At 62.4% G+C, this 16,679-nt stretch carries 15 protein-coding genes; 6 read left to right on the top strand and 9 right to left on the bottom strand.

The genetic code is table 11. From position 1 onward, the window contains the following. Positions 1 to 329: 329 nt before the first annotated feature. From ACYQ47_RS31885 to ACYQ47_RS31875, 3 genes are read right to left on the bottom strand one after another with little or no spacing between them, the layout of a single operon-like run. Positions 330 to 1,109: an ABC transporter ATP-binding protein gene (locus ACYQ47_RS31885; RefSeq protein ID WP_284503758.1), complete on the bottom strand. Its 780-nt coding sequence runs from the start codon at positions 1,107 to 1,109 to the stop codon at positions 330 to 332. Between the two features lie 29 nt (positions 1,110 to 1,138). After that, positions 1,139 to 1,852, bottom strand: a complete 714-nt coding sequence (locus ACYQ47_RS31880; RefSeq protein WP_244827436.1) for an ABC transporter permease — start codon at positions 1,850 to 1,852, stop codon at positions 1,139 to 1,141. A gap of 35 nt (positions 1,853 to 1,887) precedes the next feature. Continuing rightward, positions 1,888 to 2,574 carry an ABC transporter permease gene (locus tag ACYQ47_RS31875; RefSeq protein WP_244827437.1) on the bottom strand — a complete coding sequence of 229 codons (687 nt, stop codon included), beginning with the start codon at positions 2,572 to 2,574 and terminating at the stop codon, positions 1,888 to 1,890. Between the two features lie 367 nt (positions 2,575 to 2,941). Between ACYQ47_RS31875 and ACYQ47_RS31870 the strand changes: the two genes are divergently transcribed. Further along, complete coding sequence (locus ACYQ47_RS31870) at positions 2,942 to 3,640, top strand: pirin family protein (protein WP_250463968.1); 699 nt, start codon at positions 2,942 to 2,944, stop codon at positions 3,638 to 3,640. A 247-nt stretch (positions 3,641 to 3,887) separates the two neighbouring features. Here the strand turns inward: ACYQ47_RS31870 and ACYQ47_RS31865 are convergent, their stop codons facing one another. Beyond that, complete coding sequence (locus tag ACYQ47_RS31865) at positions 3,888 to 4,490, bottom strand: periplasmic heavy metal sensor (protein ID WP_310395323.1); 603 nt, start codon at positions 4,488 to 4,490, stop codon at positions 3,888 to 3,890. A gap of 250 nt (positions 4,491 to 4,740) precedes the next feature. On the opposite strand from ACYQ47_RS31865, the gene ACYQ47_RS31860 reads away from it, so the two are divergent. Then, positions 4,741 to 5,463 (top strand): response regulator, encoded by a 723-nt coding sequence (locus ACYQ47_RS31860; RefSeq protein ID WP_244827440.1) that lies wholly within the window; start codon positions 4,741 to 4,743, stop codon positions 5,461 to 5,463. After that, on the top strand, positions 5,447 to 6,790 hold the full coding sequence (locus ACYQ47_RS31855; protein ID WP_459908778.1) for an ATP-binding protein: 1,344 nt from the start codon (positions 5,447 to 5,449) through the stop codon (positions 6,788 to 6,790). The genes ACYQ47_RS31860 and ACYQ47_RS31855 overlap by 17 nt, the downstream gene beginning before the upstream one ends. 248 nt (positions 6,791 to 7,038) lie before the next feature. On the opposite strand, the gene ACYQ47_RS31850 is transcribed toward ACYQ47_RS31855, so the two are convergent. Continuing rightward, positions 7,039 to 7,302 carry a double-stranded DNA-specific endonuclease gene (locus tag ACYQ47_RS31850; RefSeq protein ID WP_244827442.1) on the bottom strand — a complete coding sequence of 88 codons (264 nt, stop codon included), beginning with the start codon at positions 7,300 to 7,302 and terminating at the stop codon, positions 7,039 to 7,041. 98 nt (positions 7,303 to 7,400) lie between these two features. Beyond that, positions 7,401 to 9,086, bottom strand: coding sequence for a sensor domain-containing diguanylate cyclase (locus ACYQ47_RS31845; protein WP_309961161.1), 1,686 nt, complete (start codon positions 9,084 to 9,086; stop codon positions 7,401 to 7,403). A gap of 721 nt (positions 9,087 to 9,807) precedes the next feature. Here ACYQ47_RS31845 and ACYQ47_RS31840 point away from each other — a divergent pair. Both ACYQ47_RS31840 and ACYQ47_RS31835 read left to right on the top strand, forming a co-directional pair. Beyond that, positions 9,808 to 11,559: an ABC transporter permease gene (locus tag ACYQ47_RS31840; RefSeq protein ID WP_244827444.1), complete on the top strand. Its 1,752-nt coding sequence runs from the start codon at positions 9,808 to 9,810 to the stop codon at positions 11,557 to 11,559. 12 nt (positions 11,560 to 11,571) lie between these two features. Continuing rightward, positions 11,572 to 12,951: an ABC transporter ATP-binding protein gene (locus ACYQ47_RS31835; RefSeq protein WP_244827445.1), complete on the top strand. Its 1,380-nt coding sequence runs from the start codon at positions 11,572 to 11,574 to the stop codon at positions 12,949 to 12,951. Positions 12,952 to 13,270: 319 nt separating this feature from the next. Here ACYQ47_RS31835 and ACYQ47_RS31830 read toward each other — a convergent pair whose 3' ends face one another. From ACYQ47_RS31830 to ACYQ47_RS31820, 3 genes are all read right to left on the bottom strand, one after another. After that, on the bottom strand, positions 13,271 to 13,795 hold the full coding sequence (locus ACYQ47_RS31830) for a hypothetical protein (protein WP_244827446.1): 525 nt from the start codon (positions 13,793 to 13,795) through the stop codon (positions 13,271 to 13,273). Continuing rightward, positions 13,792 to 14,346, bottom strand: a complete 555-nt coding sequence (locus tag ACYQ47_RS31825) for a hypothetical protein (RefSeq protein ID WP_244827447.1) — start codon at positions 14,344 to 14,346, stop codon at positions 13,792 to 13,794. Before ACYQ47_RS31825 ends, ACYQ47_RS31830 begins: the two co-directional genes overlap by 4 nt. Positions 14,347 to 14,609: 263 nt before the next feature. Then, a complete protein-coding gene (locus tag ACYQ47_RS31820) occupies positions 14,610 to 15,680 on the bottom strand; it encodes a sigma-54 interaction domain-containing protein (RefSeq protein WP_244827448.1) in 1,071 nt (356 codons plus the stop codon). Positions 15,681 to 16,279: 599 nt separating this feature from the next. Here ACYQ47_RS31820 and ACYQ47_RS31815 point away from each other — a divergent pair. Then, complete coding sequence (locus ACYQ47_RS31815) at positions 16,280 to 16,633, top strand: hypothetical protein (RefSeq protein ID WP_459908775.1); 354 nt, start codon at positions 16,280 to 16,282, stop codon at positions 16,631 to 16,633. The last annotated feature ends 46 nt before the right edge of the window (positions 16,634 to 16,679 follow it).

The raw sequence follows: 16,679 nt of genomic DNA, 5'->3' as shown, positions 1-16,679 counted from the left end.
TTGCGGTTCGTTTTGTTACTTTGAGTAGCAATCTATCAAAATACGTCATGAGCGCCAAAGAAATTTGACGTTTTGCAAAGGATTGTGTCAAAAACGCAATGCCTATGTGGTAGGTGTACTACCCATAGCTTGGGAAATCGCCCGCAAAGCCTTGTGGCATAAGGCTTCAGTTGTGGAGCGCGTCTGGAGTCGGGTTTCACGCCTATTGACGGACGTGGACGGCAGCGCTAGTGCGAGAAAAGCTTACCGATAAGGCATGACCCGCTTGGCGAGGGCGAAAAAAAAGCGCCTCGCGGGCGCTTTTAGAAAGAAAGGGAAGGGGAAAGGACTTACTTGAGACTGCCAGATAGAAACTGCTTGAGCCGCTCGCTCTTCGGCCTGCCGAACACGATATCCGGCTGGCCTTCCTCCTCGATGCGCCCTTGATGCAGAAACACCACGTGATTCGACACATTGCGCGCGAAAGCCATTTCGTGCGTTACGACGACCATCGTGCGGCCTTCCTCGGCAAGCGTCTGCATCACCTTCAACACTTCGCCTACGAGTTCCGGATCGAGCGCGGAAGTGGGTTCGTCAAAGAGCATGACATCGGGATGCATGGCAAGCGCCCGCGCAATTGCCACACGCTGCTGCTGGCCGCCCGACAAATGCGACGGATACTGCTTCTCCACGCGCGGCGCGAGGCCGACCTTCTCCAGATAGGTCCGCGCGCGATCCTCCGCTTCCTTCTTCGTGAGCCCGAGCACGTGCACCGGCGCTTCCATGACGTTCTCGAGCACGTTCATGTGCGACCACAGGTTGAAGTGCTGAAACACCATCGAGAGCTTGGAGCGCATTTCGCGCAATTGATTCTGGTCGGCTACCTTCAGCGCGCCGTGCTTGTCCTTCAGCGTGCGCAGCTCGGCGCCATCGACGAAAATGCGCCCTTGGTTTGGCTGTTCAAGGAAGTTGATACAGCGCAGCATCGTGCTTTTGCCGGAACCCGACGAGCCGATGATGCTGATGACATCGCCCGCATTTGCCTTGAGGGAAACGCCTTTGAGCACTTCATTGCTGCCGTACTGCTTGTGGATGTCGTCGACGAAAAGCTTGTGCATCTTGGAATTCATGAACGGGTCCTTGCGGCTCAACAGCCCACTTATTTGCCTTGAGGCCGCAGGTACGCGAGCCAGCGATACTCGGCGCGGCGAAAGAGCCACACGAGCGCGAACGAAATGACGAGATAGAGCAGGGCCGCAATGCCGAACGCCTCGAACGACTGATACGTCGCCGAGTTCACATCGCGGGCAATCTTGAGAATGTCCGGCACGGTCGCCGTGAACGCGACGGTGGTCGCGTGCAGCATGAGGATCACCTCGTTGCTGTAGTACGGCAGCGCGCGGCGCAGCGCCGAAGGCAAGATCACTCGCCGATACAGCGTGAACGACGACATGCCATACGCGCGCGCGGCCTCGATCTCACCGTAGGGCGTCGCCTTGATCGCGCCGGCGAAGATTTCCGTGGTGTACGCGCAGGTATTGAGCGTGAAGGCGAGCAGCGTGCAGTTCATGCCGCTCTTGAAGAAGTCGGCGAGCAGCATGTGATCGCGCACGACCTGCAGGCTGTATAGGCCCGTGTAGCAGAGCAGCAACTGCACATAGAGCGGCGTGCCGCGAAACACGTACGTATACAGCCACACCGAACGCGAGAGCAATTTGTTCTTCGAGACGCGCGCAACCGACAGCGGTATCGAAAGACAAAAGCCGAGGCCGATGGAGATGACCAGCAGCCACATCGTGATCGCGAGACCGGTGATGCGGTAGCCGTCTGTGAAGAGGTAGTTCTTCCAGTATTCCTGGATGATTTGGATCATGGATTCCGCCGTTCTTTTTTAACCGACAGGCTCTATCAGAGGTCAGCCTTGCGCACGCCGATGGAATAGCGCCGTTCGAGCCAGATCAGCACGAAATTCGAGATCGTGGTGATGGCCAAGTAGATCGCGCCGGCGAGCAGCGTGAAGAAGAAGAAACGCATCGTGCCCTTGCCGGCGTCCTGCGAGGCCTTGACGACATCCGCGAGACCGATGATCGACACGAGCGCAGTCGCCTTGACCATCACCTGCCAGTTATTGCCGATGCCGGGCAGGGCGAAGCGCATCATCTGCGGAAACATGATGCGCGTGAACGTCTGCCAGGGCGTCATACCGTAAGCCGCACCCGCTTCGAGCTGGCCGCGCGGCACCGAGAGAAACGCGCCGCGAAACGTCTCCGTGAAATACGCGCCGTAGATGAACCCGAGCACGAGAATGCCGGCCAGGAATGGATCGATATCGATTTGATCCCAACCGAGGGCATCCGTCAGCAGATTCAGCCAGATCTGGATGCTGTAGAAGAGCAGCAGCATGAGCACGAGATCGGGCACGCCGCGAATCAAGGTCGTGTAGACGGTGCCGACGCCCGAGGCGATTCGATTCTTCGACAGCTTCGCCGCCGCGCCGATCAGCCCGATCACGAAGGCGAACGCGAGCGACAACACCGCCAGCTTGACGGTCTGCCAGGTGCCCGCGAGGATCAGCGGACCGTAGCCTTGCAACATGGTGGTTCCTTGTAAAGGTGCCCGACGTGCCGGAAACTGCGAACGTGACGCGCGCCGCGCGCGGGGTTCGGGCTCCGGGAGATGACGCCTTTGGTGCGCGTATTCTAGGTGGCCAAAATTGGCGGTCGCCGTTGGCGGACGCCGAAAGACGCGCCTTCACGGGCTTTCCCGACCGGCTCTGGCCACAGGGCCGCCTGAAAAGCGCGGTATTTTACCCGAAGCCGGAAGATGCGCGGGTGAGAAGCGGAGGCATCCGATTACCCTCATGCGCGAGACGGTGTAGTGCCCGCGTGCCCGTTGTTTGACGGGGTGGACACCCTTACATTCTGTCCATCGCATTTCAACGTATTCAACGGGAGCAGACATCATGTTCGAGATTCGCCGCAGCAGTGAACGCGGTCACGCCAACCACGGCTGGCTCGACTCGTACCACAGCTTCTCCTTTGCCGACTACCACGATCCGGAGCACGTCCACTTCGGCGCGTTGCGCGTGATCAACGAAGATCGCGTCGCGGGCGGACAGGGTTTCGGGACGCACGGGCATCGGGATATGGAGATCGTGAGCTACGTGCTGGAAGGCGCGCTGGCGCACCGCGACAGCATGGGCAACGGTTCGACCATCCGCCCGGGCGACGTGCAACGCATGAGTGCGGGAACGGGCGTTCGGCATAGCGAGTACAACGGTTCGCCCAGCGAGACGGCCCACTTTCTGCAAATCTGGATCATTCCGGATGCACAAGGCAACGCACCGGGCTACGAAGAAAAGCGTTTCGGCGATGAGGAAAAGCGCGGCCGTCTGCGTGTGATCGCCTCGCCGCAAGGCGATGAAGGCTCGGTGAAAATCGGCGCTGATGCGCGCATCTTCGCGGGCCTTTTCGACGGCGCCGAGCGCGCGGACTTCGATGTTCCCGCTGGCCGGCGCGTGTACGTGCACGTGGCGCGCGGCGCGGTTTTGGTGAACGGCGAAGCGCTGAAAGCCGGCGATGCCGCGAAGATCGAGGATGTGTCGAAAGTCACGGTCGAAGGCGGTGAAGGCGCGGAAGTGCTGTTGTTCGATCTGGCGTGAGGTCGAAGAAGGGTGATCGGGCGCTGCAGATGCTTCGCGCGGACGTTGAGTGCCGGAGAGCCGTAGAGCAGAAGATCCATGCAACGCAAAGCCGCGAAGCGCCCAAAGCGCCTCGCGGTTTTTTTTCAACGTGCAACACCGCGTCTCAAGCTAAGAGCAGCATGATGCTGCCAGCTCGCGCGAACGCAGAGCTTGAACATAAGCGCCCGCCGTCCGTATCACGACGGCGGGCATCGCTCCACGAAACTCAGGGCTTCGTCGTACCCGAAGCGCCAGCCGGCGCGCCGGCGCCCGGGCCGCCGTGCTGACCATCGCGCTTGCCCCAGCGTTCGTGCATCTTGTGCTCGTGCTCGCGCATCTTCGCAAAGTGCTTCTTGAGCGCCGTGCTCACAGTGGTCTTCTGCTGATCGTTCAGCGAGTTATAGAAGTTGAGCCATGCGGTCGTGGTGCCTTCGCGCAACTGCTGGTTCTGCTGCTCGATCTTCTGATGCGCCGCGTTCATGGCGTTCAGGTCGAGAATCGGCTGCTGCTCCAGCGACTTCATCTGCTCGTGCATCTGACGGTGGCTCTCGCGCATCGCCTGACGGTTCTGCTTCATGGTGTCCTGCGCGGTCTGCCAGAGCTTTTCCTGATCTGCGTTGAGCTTGAGCTGACTATGAAGCTGCTCCATCTGCTTCTTCATGCGCTCTTCCATGCGATGACCGCCAGGGCCGCCGGGGCTACCCATCATGGCGGGACCGCCGGGTGGCGGCGCGGGAGGCGCGTCGCTGGTGGCGGCATAAGCCGTGGCGCCGAATGTCAGTGCAATTGCAGTGGCGGCGGCAGTAAGAATGCGATATTGCTTGCCCATTGTGAGACTCCCTGATTGATTGTCGATGCCGAAACGTCGAAGCCGCTTGCGACGGTATTTCCGAGAAGGTCGTCCAGGCTTTTGCGCTTGTCGGTGAGACACAGCGTAGAGGCTTGCGCCGCGTGGCGTGTTACGACACAGTCGCTGCTTATTACGCAGGTTTACGCGATGCTTTCGCGGTAACACCCCGTAACCCTTTACGGCATCCTTGCGGGCAAACGGTTACGTCTCACGCGCTAAACTTCAGCCCATGACTACGCAAATACTTGTCGTCGACGACGACGCCGAACTGCGCGACCTTCTGCGCGACTATCTGGTCCGGCAGGGCATCGAGGTTTCGGTGCTGCACGACGCCGGTTCGCTGGAACGCCGGCTGGAGCGCGAGCGCCCCGATCTGATCGTGCTCGACTTGATGATGCCGGGCGTCGACGGCCTGACCGCGCTCAGAAAGCTGCGCGCATCGGGCGACGACATCCCCGTCATCATGCTGACCGCGCGCGCGGACGACGTGGACCGCATCGTCGGTCTCGAACTCGGCGCGGACGATTACCTCGGCAAGCCGTTCAATCCGCGTGAATTGCTTGCCCGCGTGCAAGCCGTGCTGCGCCGCCGCCGCACCATTCCATCGGCCGCGCCGGAACAGCGCGAGCCGTATTCGTTCGGGCGCTTCAGGCTCGACTTCCAGTCGCGCACGCTGCAACAGGACGACAGGCCGATCACCTTGTCCGGCAGCGAATTCGCGCTTCTGAAGATTTTCGTCAACAACCCTATGCGCACACTGACGCGCGAGCGTCTGCTCGAACTGCTGCACGGGCCGGAATACGACGGCACCGACCGTGGTATCGACGTGCAGGTGTGGCGTCTGCGGCGCATTCTGGAAAGCGATCCATCCGCGCCGCGTTTCATTCAGACAGTGCGCGGGCGCGGCTACGTGTTCGTGCCGGACGGCGAGCAAAATGCGCCGGGCAATTGACACGCTGTTCGGGCGGCTGGTCGTCATCGTCATCGGCATGCTGGTGCTGTCGCATGTCGCTTGGTTCGCCATCATCCGCTTCGAGCGCGACAACGTGCAGACGCGTTTTGCCGTCGAGGAAACCGCATTTCTCGTCGATGCCGTGCGTCAGCACATGGCCAACACACCCGATCAACCCTTGCCGCCGCGCGTGCGCATCTTTCCGCTCAACAGCCCGGAAGTGCCCCGAACGCCCGACGAAGACAAGCCGCCGCCGCTCGCTCATTTCATCGAAGACCTGAAAGACCGTCTGCCGGATGGCACCGATGTTCGCCTGAACGAACCCGGCGCGCCGCCCAGCGTGTGGGTGCATGGCGCGAAGGACGCCGGCTGGATCGTCGTGCCGGTGCAGCCGTTGCGGCCGCCGCGCTCCCGCGACCGCATGCTGCTGTGGCTCGCGCTCATTTTCTCGACTGCCGTGCTCGCCGCGCTCTTCGGCGCATGGCAGTTGCAATACCCATTGCGCTCGCTGGCGCAAGCGGTCGGGCGTTTTGGTCGCGGTCAGCCGACGCCGCCCGTTCCCGAACGCGGCCCGCGTGAGTTGCGGCAACTGACGCACGGCTTCAATCAGATGGTGCGTGAAGTCTCGCAAACCGAGAACGATCGCGCGGTGATGCTCGCAGGCGTTGCGCACGATCTGAAGACACCGCTCGCGCGTTTGCGTCTACGCGCCGAGATGATGGACGACGCCAAGGTGCGTGATGGCGTAGTGCGCGATGTCGATTCCATGGCGCATATCGTCGATCAGTTCCTGGTGTTCGCGCACGACCGGCCAGATGGCAGCGAGCCCGTTTCGGTCGATCAGCAGTGCGAGAAAATCGCGCGGACGTATCGCGCGGTGTCGCCGACCGCGGAAGCGGTTCGGCTCGACCTGGAAGCCGGGCCGAATTTCGTGCTGCCCGCGGCAACGCTCGACCGGCTCTTGTCGAATCTCCTCGATAACGCGCATGCCTACGGCGCGGCGCCCATCGTCATTGCGACCCGGCGCGCGGCAAAGGGCTGGGTGCTAACCGTCTCGGATCACGGCAAGGGCATCGCGCCGGACGATCTCATCAAGGCGAGCCGGCCGTTCGTGCGGCTCGATCCGGCGCGCGGCGGCAGCGGACATAGCGGCCTTGGACTGGCTATCGTCGAACGGCTCGCACGGCGCGCGGGCGGGGAATGCGAGGTCGGCAATCAGCCTGCGGGCGGGTTGCAGGTGGTCATGACCTTCCCGTTCGATGTCGCCACGCAGCCGATGAGCGAAAGGCGCGTGGGAGCGCAGCATGAGGAGCGTGCTTCTCTTTGAACCGCGCGCGTCGGCTTTCGTCGCGCTGAAAGCAAAACGCCTCCGCATCGAAACGGAGGCGTTTTGTTTTGCGCCATGGTCAATGGAACGATGTTTCAGTGTCGGGCGTGTTCGTGTGTAACTCGAAGGAGGCCACACGGTGCTAACGTCCAAAATCGCCTCCGAATCAAAGTCCGGAGGCGTCTTTACTAAACCCGCGTCAATGGAACAACGTTTCAAGGCGAGGCGGCATTAATCCATGCCCCACGTCAATCAAACAACGTTTCCAGCGCCGAGGCCGCTTCACTATCCACGGTGTTGTAAGTCACCGTCGAAGCCTCGAAGATGTAATGCGTGGTGTACTTGCCAAGCCGCGCGAGAATTTCCTCCTGAATGACTTCCGGCGCAAGCGCGATCTTCAGAAACCACGTGGTCGAAGAAAGGCGCGTCTGGAACGAGCCGTACTCGGCCAGCAATTGGTCGAACGTTTCAGCGTCCTGATCGCGGCACACGATGACCAGATTTCCCTTCATGCATTTCTCCCGTGACGGCGGCGTCATTCGATATCGAACGTCGATGATACCTGCCCGCCGTCGAGCGCGACGAGATGCCTTCCCAAGCCATGCCGCGCTTACTTGCCCATCAGCGAGTTCTCGGGATAGCGCGCGGGCGGCGGGGGATCGGCCGGGCGCACTTCGCTGCGGTCGCGACCACGCGATTTCGCCTCGTAGAGCGCGAGATCGGCGCGAGAGAGAATCCATTCGAGCGCATCGTCGGCAGCGAGTTCGGTAATCCCGATGCTTACCGACAACACCGCCTCGTCGGGAAGATGCGCGCAATGCTCGTGATGAAAGCGCTTGCGCAGCCGCTCCAGCACGGCCTGCGCGTCCGCCAGCGCGGTCTGCGGCAGCAGGATGCCGAATTCCTCGCCGCCGAGCCGGCCGACTGCATCGCTCGGACGCAACTGCGCGCGGCACACTTCGGCGAAGTGTTCGAGCGCGCGGTCGCCGGACGCGTGTCCGTAACGGTCGTTGATCTGCTTGAAGTGGTCGAGGTCCGCGATGGCGAGCGACAACGGCGTGCCGACCGAGCGCGCGAGTTCCACTTCGTGGCGCAGCGTGTCGAGAAAGTAGCGGCGCGAGAGGGCGCCGGTGAGCGCGTCGTGGCGCGCTTCGGCCGACAAGAGCGTATTGGCCGATTGCAACTGCTCGGCGAGGTCGCGCGTCGCGCGATGCAGACGGCGCTCGCGTGAATACGAGACGGCGATCACGATAGCGAGTGTCACGACGCCGAGCATCGTCAGGAACACCAGCACGCGGTCGCGGCTGTGGTTGCGGCTGATCTCAGGCCAGCTCGTGAGCGGATGGACGATGTGCGCCGACAGCCCCGAATTCAGCCCGGTGCGCTCGTCGTAAAGCGCGGGCACGCTGCTGCCGTTGGTCGCATAAAAGGTTTCCGCGAGCGTCGGCGCGAGCCAGTGCTCGGCCGCGCGCATCTGATCGCCGACATGCGCGACGCGCAACGGCGGAAAGTCCTCGCGCCGGTAATGTTCGAGCCGCTCGCGCGGCGTCATTTGGGCGACGGGCGCATCGGGCATGGCCTGATACTCGAGCGCGCCGTCGTGCGCCATCACCACGACGCCGTTTTCATCGGTGACGAAGGTGCCGGCCCGCGACACCCAATGCCGCAACCGGTCGATGCTCACCTTGGCGATCACCGCGCCCACGAGGATGCCGTCGTCGTAGATCGGCGCGGCGATGTAGATGCCCGGATCGCCCGAAAGCCGCCCGACGCCGTACATCTCGACGAAGCCGCCGAGCAGCGCCCGCGCGACATAGCCGCGCGCGCTCATCTTGTAGCCGATGAAACTGTTGTCGTCCGCCGAATTGCTCGATGCAATGCAGTAGCCCTGATCGTTGATGAGCCAGATGGAATCGAGGCCGGAGAAGCCCTGCGCGTCGTGGAGGAAGCGGTTGACCTTCGCGAGATTGGGGCGCGCGGTCCATTCGGCGCGCCGTTCGCTTTCCGAGCCCGCGGGGTTCGAGGCATAATCCCGCGATTGCGCGAGCGCATGCTGCATGAGCTCGACCTGTGCGAGCGTGGCGGGAATGGCGCGCGACATCGCGAGATCGCTTGCGATGACCTGCGCCATGTTGTCGACGATGGATGCCGCCATTTGTCGTTCGGTGCGCACCGTGCCCGTCATTTCCTGCTGTACCATTCGGTCCGACAGCAAGCCGGCCGCGATCCAGCACGCAAGGCCGAGCAGCGCGAGTCCGAGGAGCGCGATCAGTCGGTGCAGGAGGGTCTTGTTCATCGCGTTCTCGGCTACGCTGGCTCACGCCGCGCGCGGATTCAAGCGAGAACAGCCGGGCAGACGGGCGTTCGGCTTCGGGGCGGCGTAGTGCATTGCATCGGCGCTCATTATTGTTAGTGATAGCCACGATTGGACGATGTTTTTCGCCGCCCAGCAAGCGCCTTGTCTCCACAGACGGCGTCTACCCAACACAGGGTAAGCACGGGCGGTTCGGTTCTTGCGTTATGTGTTGCCTTCGTCGCTGCTCAAACGCACTCCCGGCGTGGTTTTGGTCGGCCTGCTCGTCGGCTTGGGGCAGAGGTTAAGTCAAAAGAAAGCCAGACCATTCAAAATGCGGATGCGACGGCGGCCAAGCCTTTATTTTGCCTCCGTGGCGCCGAAGAGCAAATAGAAACATCACACGAATGACGTGCCTGAGCGCCGAAAGATTGTGACTGTCACGAAACTTGGTGTAGTGTCGCTCGGTTCCGCACAGCCGGTACGCACTGGTTAAAGAGTGACGGCTGCCTGACGTTATCCATTTGCTGGTTTTCTGTGTCGTCTGTCAGCTTTTGGACGGGCAGATACGTTGAGCATGCGGGTAGCGCGACGGATTCCACGAGAGTCGACGATCAGGCAGTCATCGATCACGAAGGCGTCTTGCCCGCGCGACGGCTTGCCGTCATGAGCACTATCCCGCGCCTTGCGCGGTTGGAACAAAGCCTTACGGGGAGGGCGTTGCATGGAATTTGGTTTCAATCTGAACCGCACGGCGAACGCGTCGGTATGGCGGATCTTGCCCAATCGCTGGGACTTCGTCGCGTTCCCGATGATCATCTGCATCATCGCGCTTGCCGCTGTCGGTTTCCACGAGACGCTCGCGCCTATTTCCACCCTGCAGACGCAGGCGATCTCGCTCGACCCCGGCAATCTCCCCGAATACGCGCTGCGCACGACCTTGCGCATGCTGCTCGCCATGGTCGCCTCGCTCATCTTCACGCTGGTTTATGGCACGCTCGCGGCGAAGAGCCGGCGCGCGTCGGTCGTGCTGGTGCCGGTGCTCGACATCCTGCAATCGGTGCCGGTGCTCGGCTACATCTCGTTTACCGTCACGTTCTTTCTCGCGCTTTTTCCCGGACGCGTGATCGGCGCGGAGTGTGCCGCGATTTTCGCCATCTTCACGAGCCAGGCGTGGAACATGACCTTCAGCTTCTACCAGTCGCTGCGCACGGTGCCGCGCGATCTGGATGAAGTCTCGCGCGGCTTTCACCTCACCAACTGGCAGCGCTTCTGGAAGCTCGAAGTGCCGTTCTCCATGCCCGGCCTCATCTGGAACATGATGATGTCGATGTCGGGCGGCTGGTTCTTCGTCGTCGCCTCCGAGGCCATCACGGTGGGCAACCGGAGCATCGTGCTGCCGGGCATCGGCGCATATTTGGCCGCGGCGATCGGCGAGCGCAATCTCTCCGCGATCGGTTGGGTGATTCTGGCGATGACCGTCGTTATCCTTGCCTACGATCAACTGATGTTCCGTCCGCTTGTCGCGTGGGCAGACAAATTCCGCATGGAGAACACGAGCTCGGGCAACGCGCCGGAATCGTGGCTGCTCGATCTGATTCGCCGCACGCGGCTGATCCACCGGTTGCTGGTGCCGGCCGGATGGCTGTTCGCGAAGGCCGCGCGCTTCCCGATTCGTCTGCCGTCGCTGCAAGGCGTAAAGCTGCCGTTGCGCGCCACCGTGCCGTCCACGCGCACCGGCGATATCGCCTGGGGCGCGGCCGTGCTGCTCGTCACGGCGTTCGTCACGTGGAAGGTGGTCTCGTTCGTGTCGACGGGCGTCGGCTGGAGCGATGTCGGTCACGTGTTCGTGCTCGGCTTCATCACGCTGATTCGCGTGGTCGTGCTGATCGGCATTGCGTCGGTGGTGTGGGTGCCGGTCGGCGTGCTGATCGGGTTGCGCCCCGCGCTCGCCGAGAAGATGCAGCCCGTCGCGCAGTTTCTCGCGGCGTTTCCGGCGAACCTGCTGTTTCCGGTGTTCGTCGTCGCCATCGTGCGCTGGCATCTGAACCCGGATATCTGGCTTTCGCCGTTGATCGTGCTTGGAACGCAGTGGTATATCCTCTTCAACGTGATTGCCGGGGCATCGGCGTATCCGAACGATTACCGCGAGGCCGCGGCCAACTTCCAGATTCGCGGTTGGCAATGGTGGAAAAAGGCCATGCTGCCGGGCATCTTCCCGTACTACATCACCGGCGCGATCACGGCATCGGGCGGCGCGTGGAACGCGAGCATCGTCGCGGAGGCGGTGTCGTGGGGCAAGACGAGCGTCGTCGCGCACGGGCTCGGCGCGTATATCGCGCAGACCACTGCGGATGGCGACTATCCGAAGATCATCCTGGGCATTGCCGTGATGTCGCTTTTCGTCACGCTGTTCAACCGATTGTTGTGGCGCCCGCTGTACGCCTACGCCGAAGCAAGACTTCGACTGGATTGAGGACGAGTTCCGATGCAGAACACCAAGAACACGCAAAACCCCAACACGCCGGGCGCATCGCGCACGACGGGGACGCCGGCGCCCAGCGTGCCCGGCACGCCGCCGCGCCTGGGTGCGGAAATCCTGCGCGTGCAGAACGTGAGCCGCGGATTCAACAAGACCCAGGGCGAACTGCTCGTGCTCGACGACGCCAACCTCTCGCTGCGCGAAGGCGAGATCGTCGGTCTGCTCGGACGTTCGGGCTCGGGTAAATCGACGCTGTTGCGCATCATCGCCGGACTGATCGAGCCGACTGCCGGCGACGTCACTTATCTGAACGAGCCCTTGCGCGGACCGGCGAAGGGCGTCGCGATGGTGTTCCAGACGTTCGCGCTGTTCCCGTGGCTGACCGTCATGCAAAACGTGGAAGCGGGGTTGGAAGCGCAGGGCGTGGCGGCGCGCGAGCGGCGCGAACGGGCGTTGGCGGCCATCGACCTGATCGGGCTGGACGGTTTCGAGAATGCCTATCCGCGCGAATTGTCGGGCGGCATGCGGCAGCGCGTGGGTTTTGCGCGCGCGCTCGTCGTCGATCCGACCTTGCTGCTCATGGACGAGCCATTTTCCGCGCTCGACGTGCTGACCGCCGAGAACTTGCGTACCGACTTGCTCGACCTGTGGACGCAAGGGCGCATGCCGATCAAGTCGGTGCTGATCGTCACGCACAACATCGAGGAAGCGGTGTTCATGTGCGACCGCATTCTGGTGCTGTCGTCGAATCCGGGCCGCGTGATGGCCGAGATCAAGGTGCCGTTCAAGCATCCGCGCAATCGTCTGGACCCGGCGTTCCGGCGTCTCGTCGACGACATTTACGCGAAGATGACCGCGCGGCAACTGGATGAATCGAAGAAGAAGGGACTCGAGCTCGGAAGCTGGCTGCCGTCGGTGTCGACCAATCTGATGGCGGGTCTCATCGAAACGCTCGCGGCGGAGCCGTATCACGGTCGCGCGGACATGCCGGAAATCGCGCGCACGCTGCATCTCGAGGTCGATGAACTCTTTCCGGTTGCCGAAGTGCTGCAGCATCTCGGTTTCGCCGACGTGCGCGAAGGCGATATTTTCCTGACGCCGCAGGCGCGCGTGTTCGCGGAATTCGGCACGCAGGAACGCAAGATGATGTTCGCCGAGCATCTGCTGCGGCACGTGCCGCTCGCGGCGCGGATCAAGAAGGTGTTGAACGAGCGGCCGGGGCATCGCGCGCCGCGCGTGCGCTTCGAGCAGGAACTGGAAGACTTCCTCTCCGACAAGGCCGCGCAGGAAACGCTGGATGCGGTCATCGACTGGGGTCGTTATGGCGAGATCTTCTCGTACAACGATCAAACGGAGATGCTGAGTCTGGAGGACGTGGAAGCTTGAGGCTATTGGTGGTTTTTGCGGGAAAGGCGCGGTGGCCGTTCAGGACGCCGCGTTTTTCTTTGGGGCTTTGATCATCACGTCGTGCTGGAGGCAAGTGAGAACGCTGAAGGTCGAGGCAAGGAGAAGCGAGGACTCGTCACGCCTTTTTCGAAAGTAGCAGGCGCACGGCAACGGTCAACGAGCGGCGCGGCAGGCTCGCACTGCACTGGCACGCCAACATCAAGCCATCGCCAAAATCGAAGCCAACAAAAAAGCGCGGACTCGCCGCGCTTCTTGTTCGAAGCCTCGAAGCAAAAAAGCGGTTCCGCTGCCTCCCCGCCTACTGTAGATTCCCCCACCGCTCGACCGCCGGTTCCGCCGAAGCCCACTTCCATCCCTCGGTTTGCTGACACGCCGTCGCGATGAACCAGTCTTCATGCGAACTCGGATCGTCGCCATCCGCCACGGAGAACGCGAATTCCTTGCAGCTCGCAAGCGCGCTCTTGACCTCGCGCAGCACTCGCACCTGGCCGTGGCCATTTTCCACCGGCAAGGTGTGCTTGACCTTCCAGGGTCGCGTCTCGCCGATGTCCGACATGCCCGCCGTCACCGCGATGGCAACCTGCTGATCCTGATGCAGAGACTTCGTCACGCGCTTCACGACTTCGTCGGTCGCGGCCTGCACCGCAATGCCGACGCCCAGGCCGATAGCCGGATTGGTCGTCACCGCGCCCGTCGCCACGCCCGCGAGCGCACCGCTTGCCGCGCCAATCGACGCGCAGCCGCTCATCGCGACGCACGCCGCCGCGAAAGCCGCGATGCAGCCAAGGCGCAGCGTCATGGATACCGCCACGCGCTCCGTCATTGCAGCGAGCCCCAACGCGGCGTCGCCGGCTCGGCCGATGCCCACTTCCACTTGTCGCCGTCGCGGCACACGGATGCCACGTAGAACGCGCTGTCGGCGGCACGGTCCTTGGTCGCGTCGCGATCGACGGAAAAGACGATTTCCTTGCAGTCGAGCGTACCACTGCTGATCTGGCGGCTCACTGTCACGCGGCCTTTCTCGTCGTCTTCGATAGGCACCGAATGCACCGAGATCCACGGTGCCACCGAGCCGACGTCGAGCGGGCCGGCGACCGACGCGATCTTGTCCTGCGTGTCCGTATGCACGATGCGCTGCGAGTACTGCACGCCCGCGCGCGCCGCCGCCACCGCGCCAAGACCGATACCCGTGGCGACCGCCGCGTTGCTCGTCACCTTGCCCGCGATAGCCGCACCGGCGATACCGGCACCAGCCGTCGCGCCTTCGCTATAGAGGGAATTGCAGCCGCTGAGACTCACGCAGGCGATAGCGCCCGACACGATCGCGGCAAGCGCGGCGGCGCGCTTGCCGCGCCATTCAACCCTGATCTGCATGTTGCTGGTTTCCTTCGTCTGCCCAGGCGCCGTGAGCCAGGCTGCGAATCTCCTTGAGGAATCGCCGCCAAAGCCCCGCCACGTAAGAATGCGCGACACGTGCATGTCGCGAGCTTCGCGCATTTTGAAGCATGCTTCTAATTACCGCTTCGAGAAAATTGCAAGAAATTGCAAGCAGCGGGAACGCGTTGCTCAACGCCCCATAAAAAAGGCGAGAACGCTTTCACGCACTCGCCTTTTGTTCGTCCGTGACCAACGGACGCTCAACTTTCGTTGCTGCCGCCGGAAGGGGCTTCGCCTGATTCGGTGTCCTCGTTTTCATAGGCGCCAAGGCGGTTGTAGAGCGTCTTGAGACTCACGCCCAGCGCTTTCGCCGCACGACGCTTGTCGCCGCCGCAATGCTTGAGCGTGCCGAGGATGATCTGCTTCTGCGCATCCGCGAGCGGTGTGCCGACCCAGACGTTCATCGCATCGCCCTGAGTGACGGGCTTCTTCACGCGCGATGCCAGATGCGGATGCGCGATCTCCACGGTCTTCTCCGCGAGAATGAACGCGCGATACACCGTGTTCTTGAGTTCGCGCACGTTGCCCGGCCACGAGTAGGTGCGCAGCACGTCGAGCGCGCGCTTGCTGAAGGCCTTGCTCGTGCCCTCCTGCGCGTTCATTTCGGACAGAAAATGCTGGGCGAGCAGTTCGCGGTCCGAATCGCGTTCGCGCAAAGGCGGCGCGCGCAGCGGAAACACGGCGAGCCGGTACATCAAGTCCTCGCGCAAGCCGTTTTCCTTCACGGCGGCAATCGGATCGCGGTTGGTCGCGGCGATCACTCGAACGTCGGAGCTGATGAGATCGTTGCCGCCGACCCGAAAGAACGTGCCGGTTTCGAGCGCGCGCAAGAGCTTCACCTGCCGCACGGGCGACATCTCCGTCACTTCGTCGAGAAAAAGCGTGCCGCCATTCGCGTGTTCGAAGTAGCCGATACGTCCCGATACCGCGCCCGTGAAACTGCCTTTTTCGTGACCGAAGAGTTCGGCTTCGATGAGGTTGTCGGGAATCGCGCCGCAATTCACGGCGATGAACGGTGCGTCCTTGCGCGCGCTTTTATCGTGGATGGTCCGCGCGACGAGCTCCTTGCCGGTGCCCGACTCGCCGATGATGAGCGCGGTCGCATCGGTGCCGGCGACGCGTTCGATCTGCGTGTACAACTCCTGCATCACGGGTGATGAGCCGTACAGCAGTCCGTACGATCTCAAGCCCGGCACTTCCCCCGCATTGCGCTTTTTCTGCGCGGCTGTATCGCCGACGGCGATGGGCGGGTCCAGATCGGTTGTCGCCATGTGTGCTGATATGTCCTGAGTTCTGCCAATATGGTTGAGCGGATGGCGGCCAGGCATCGGTCAAGCGTGGTGGCGCATGTCGATGCGCGAGAGCGGCGCCAAGCATGCGAACCGGCCGCGTTAGCTGAGTTCGGCTTGACGCCGCCAGTTTCGGGCGTTTCCTGGCAGCAACACGTCGCTTGGTTTGACGGCAAGCAAGCTCGCGATCCATTCGTACGATCGCTCGTCAGGCGGCTCGATGTTTTCCGTAGACGGACAAGTCCATCTCATAAACGCTATTTAACCATTCGCAACGACTTTGCGGCAACGTGCGGCGTTCGGCATCGCCCAATTTGTCTGATTGGCACATGTGCGTCGCGTGACTTCCGGCAAGGTTCTCGTTCCGCTCGGGGAATTTACACGTCCACAGCGTAATACTTACCCGGTTTTGTGATGGCTTGCGCGGACCGCTTCGGGCGGAACATTTCCTGGACGCCGTCACAGACGGCTGGCATGAAAGCTGCAAGTACGGCGCTATCCTTATTCGAACAGGCTCGCAGCAAGCGGTCGGTGAACGTCGCGACTGCGAGCGGACGGCAGCGAGAGAGGTAACACGCATCATGGACGATACGCTCGACTTCGACACCGCCACGCGCGACGGCAATATGGTCGGCAACTTCGGTGGCAACGCCAGCAAGCCCGTGCGGCCGACGCGCGGCGGACAGGAACTCGCGGTGCGCGAGCCGATCGACATTTACCATTGGGCTCTGGTCGCGCTGGTGACCGCGCTCATGTGTGCCGTGCTCGGTTACGCGGCGGGCACACCTGCGCTCTCGCGTGCGGCGAACGTCACGAGCGCCGTGTTCGGCATGCTTGGCGTCGCGTTGATGGCCGGCGGCGTCCTGCGCAATCTGCGCATGCGTTTCACGATGCACGGTGTGGCCAAGGCGCTCGCGGGCGCTGAAACGCATTGAGATACGCAAAGCTTCAGACTTCACCCCCACATTTCTAAGGCAAGGA

This window comes from Caballeronia sp. HLA56, assembly GCF_054655155.1.
This window is presented reverse-complemented; position numbering and strand designations above follow the sequence as displayed.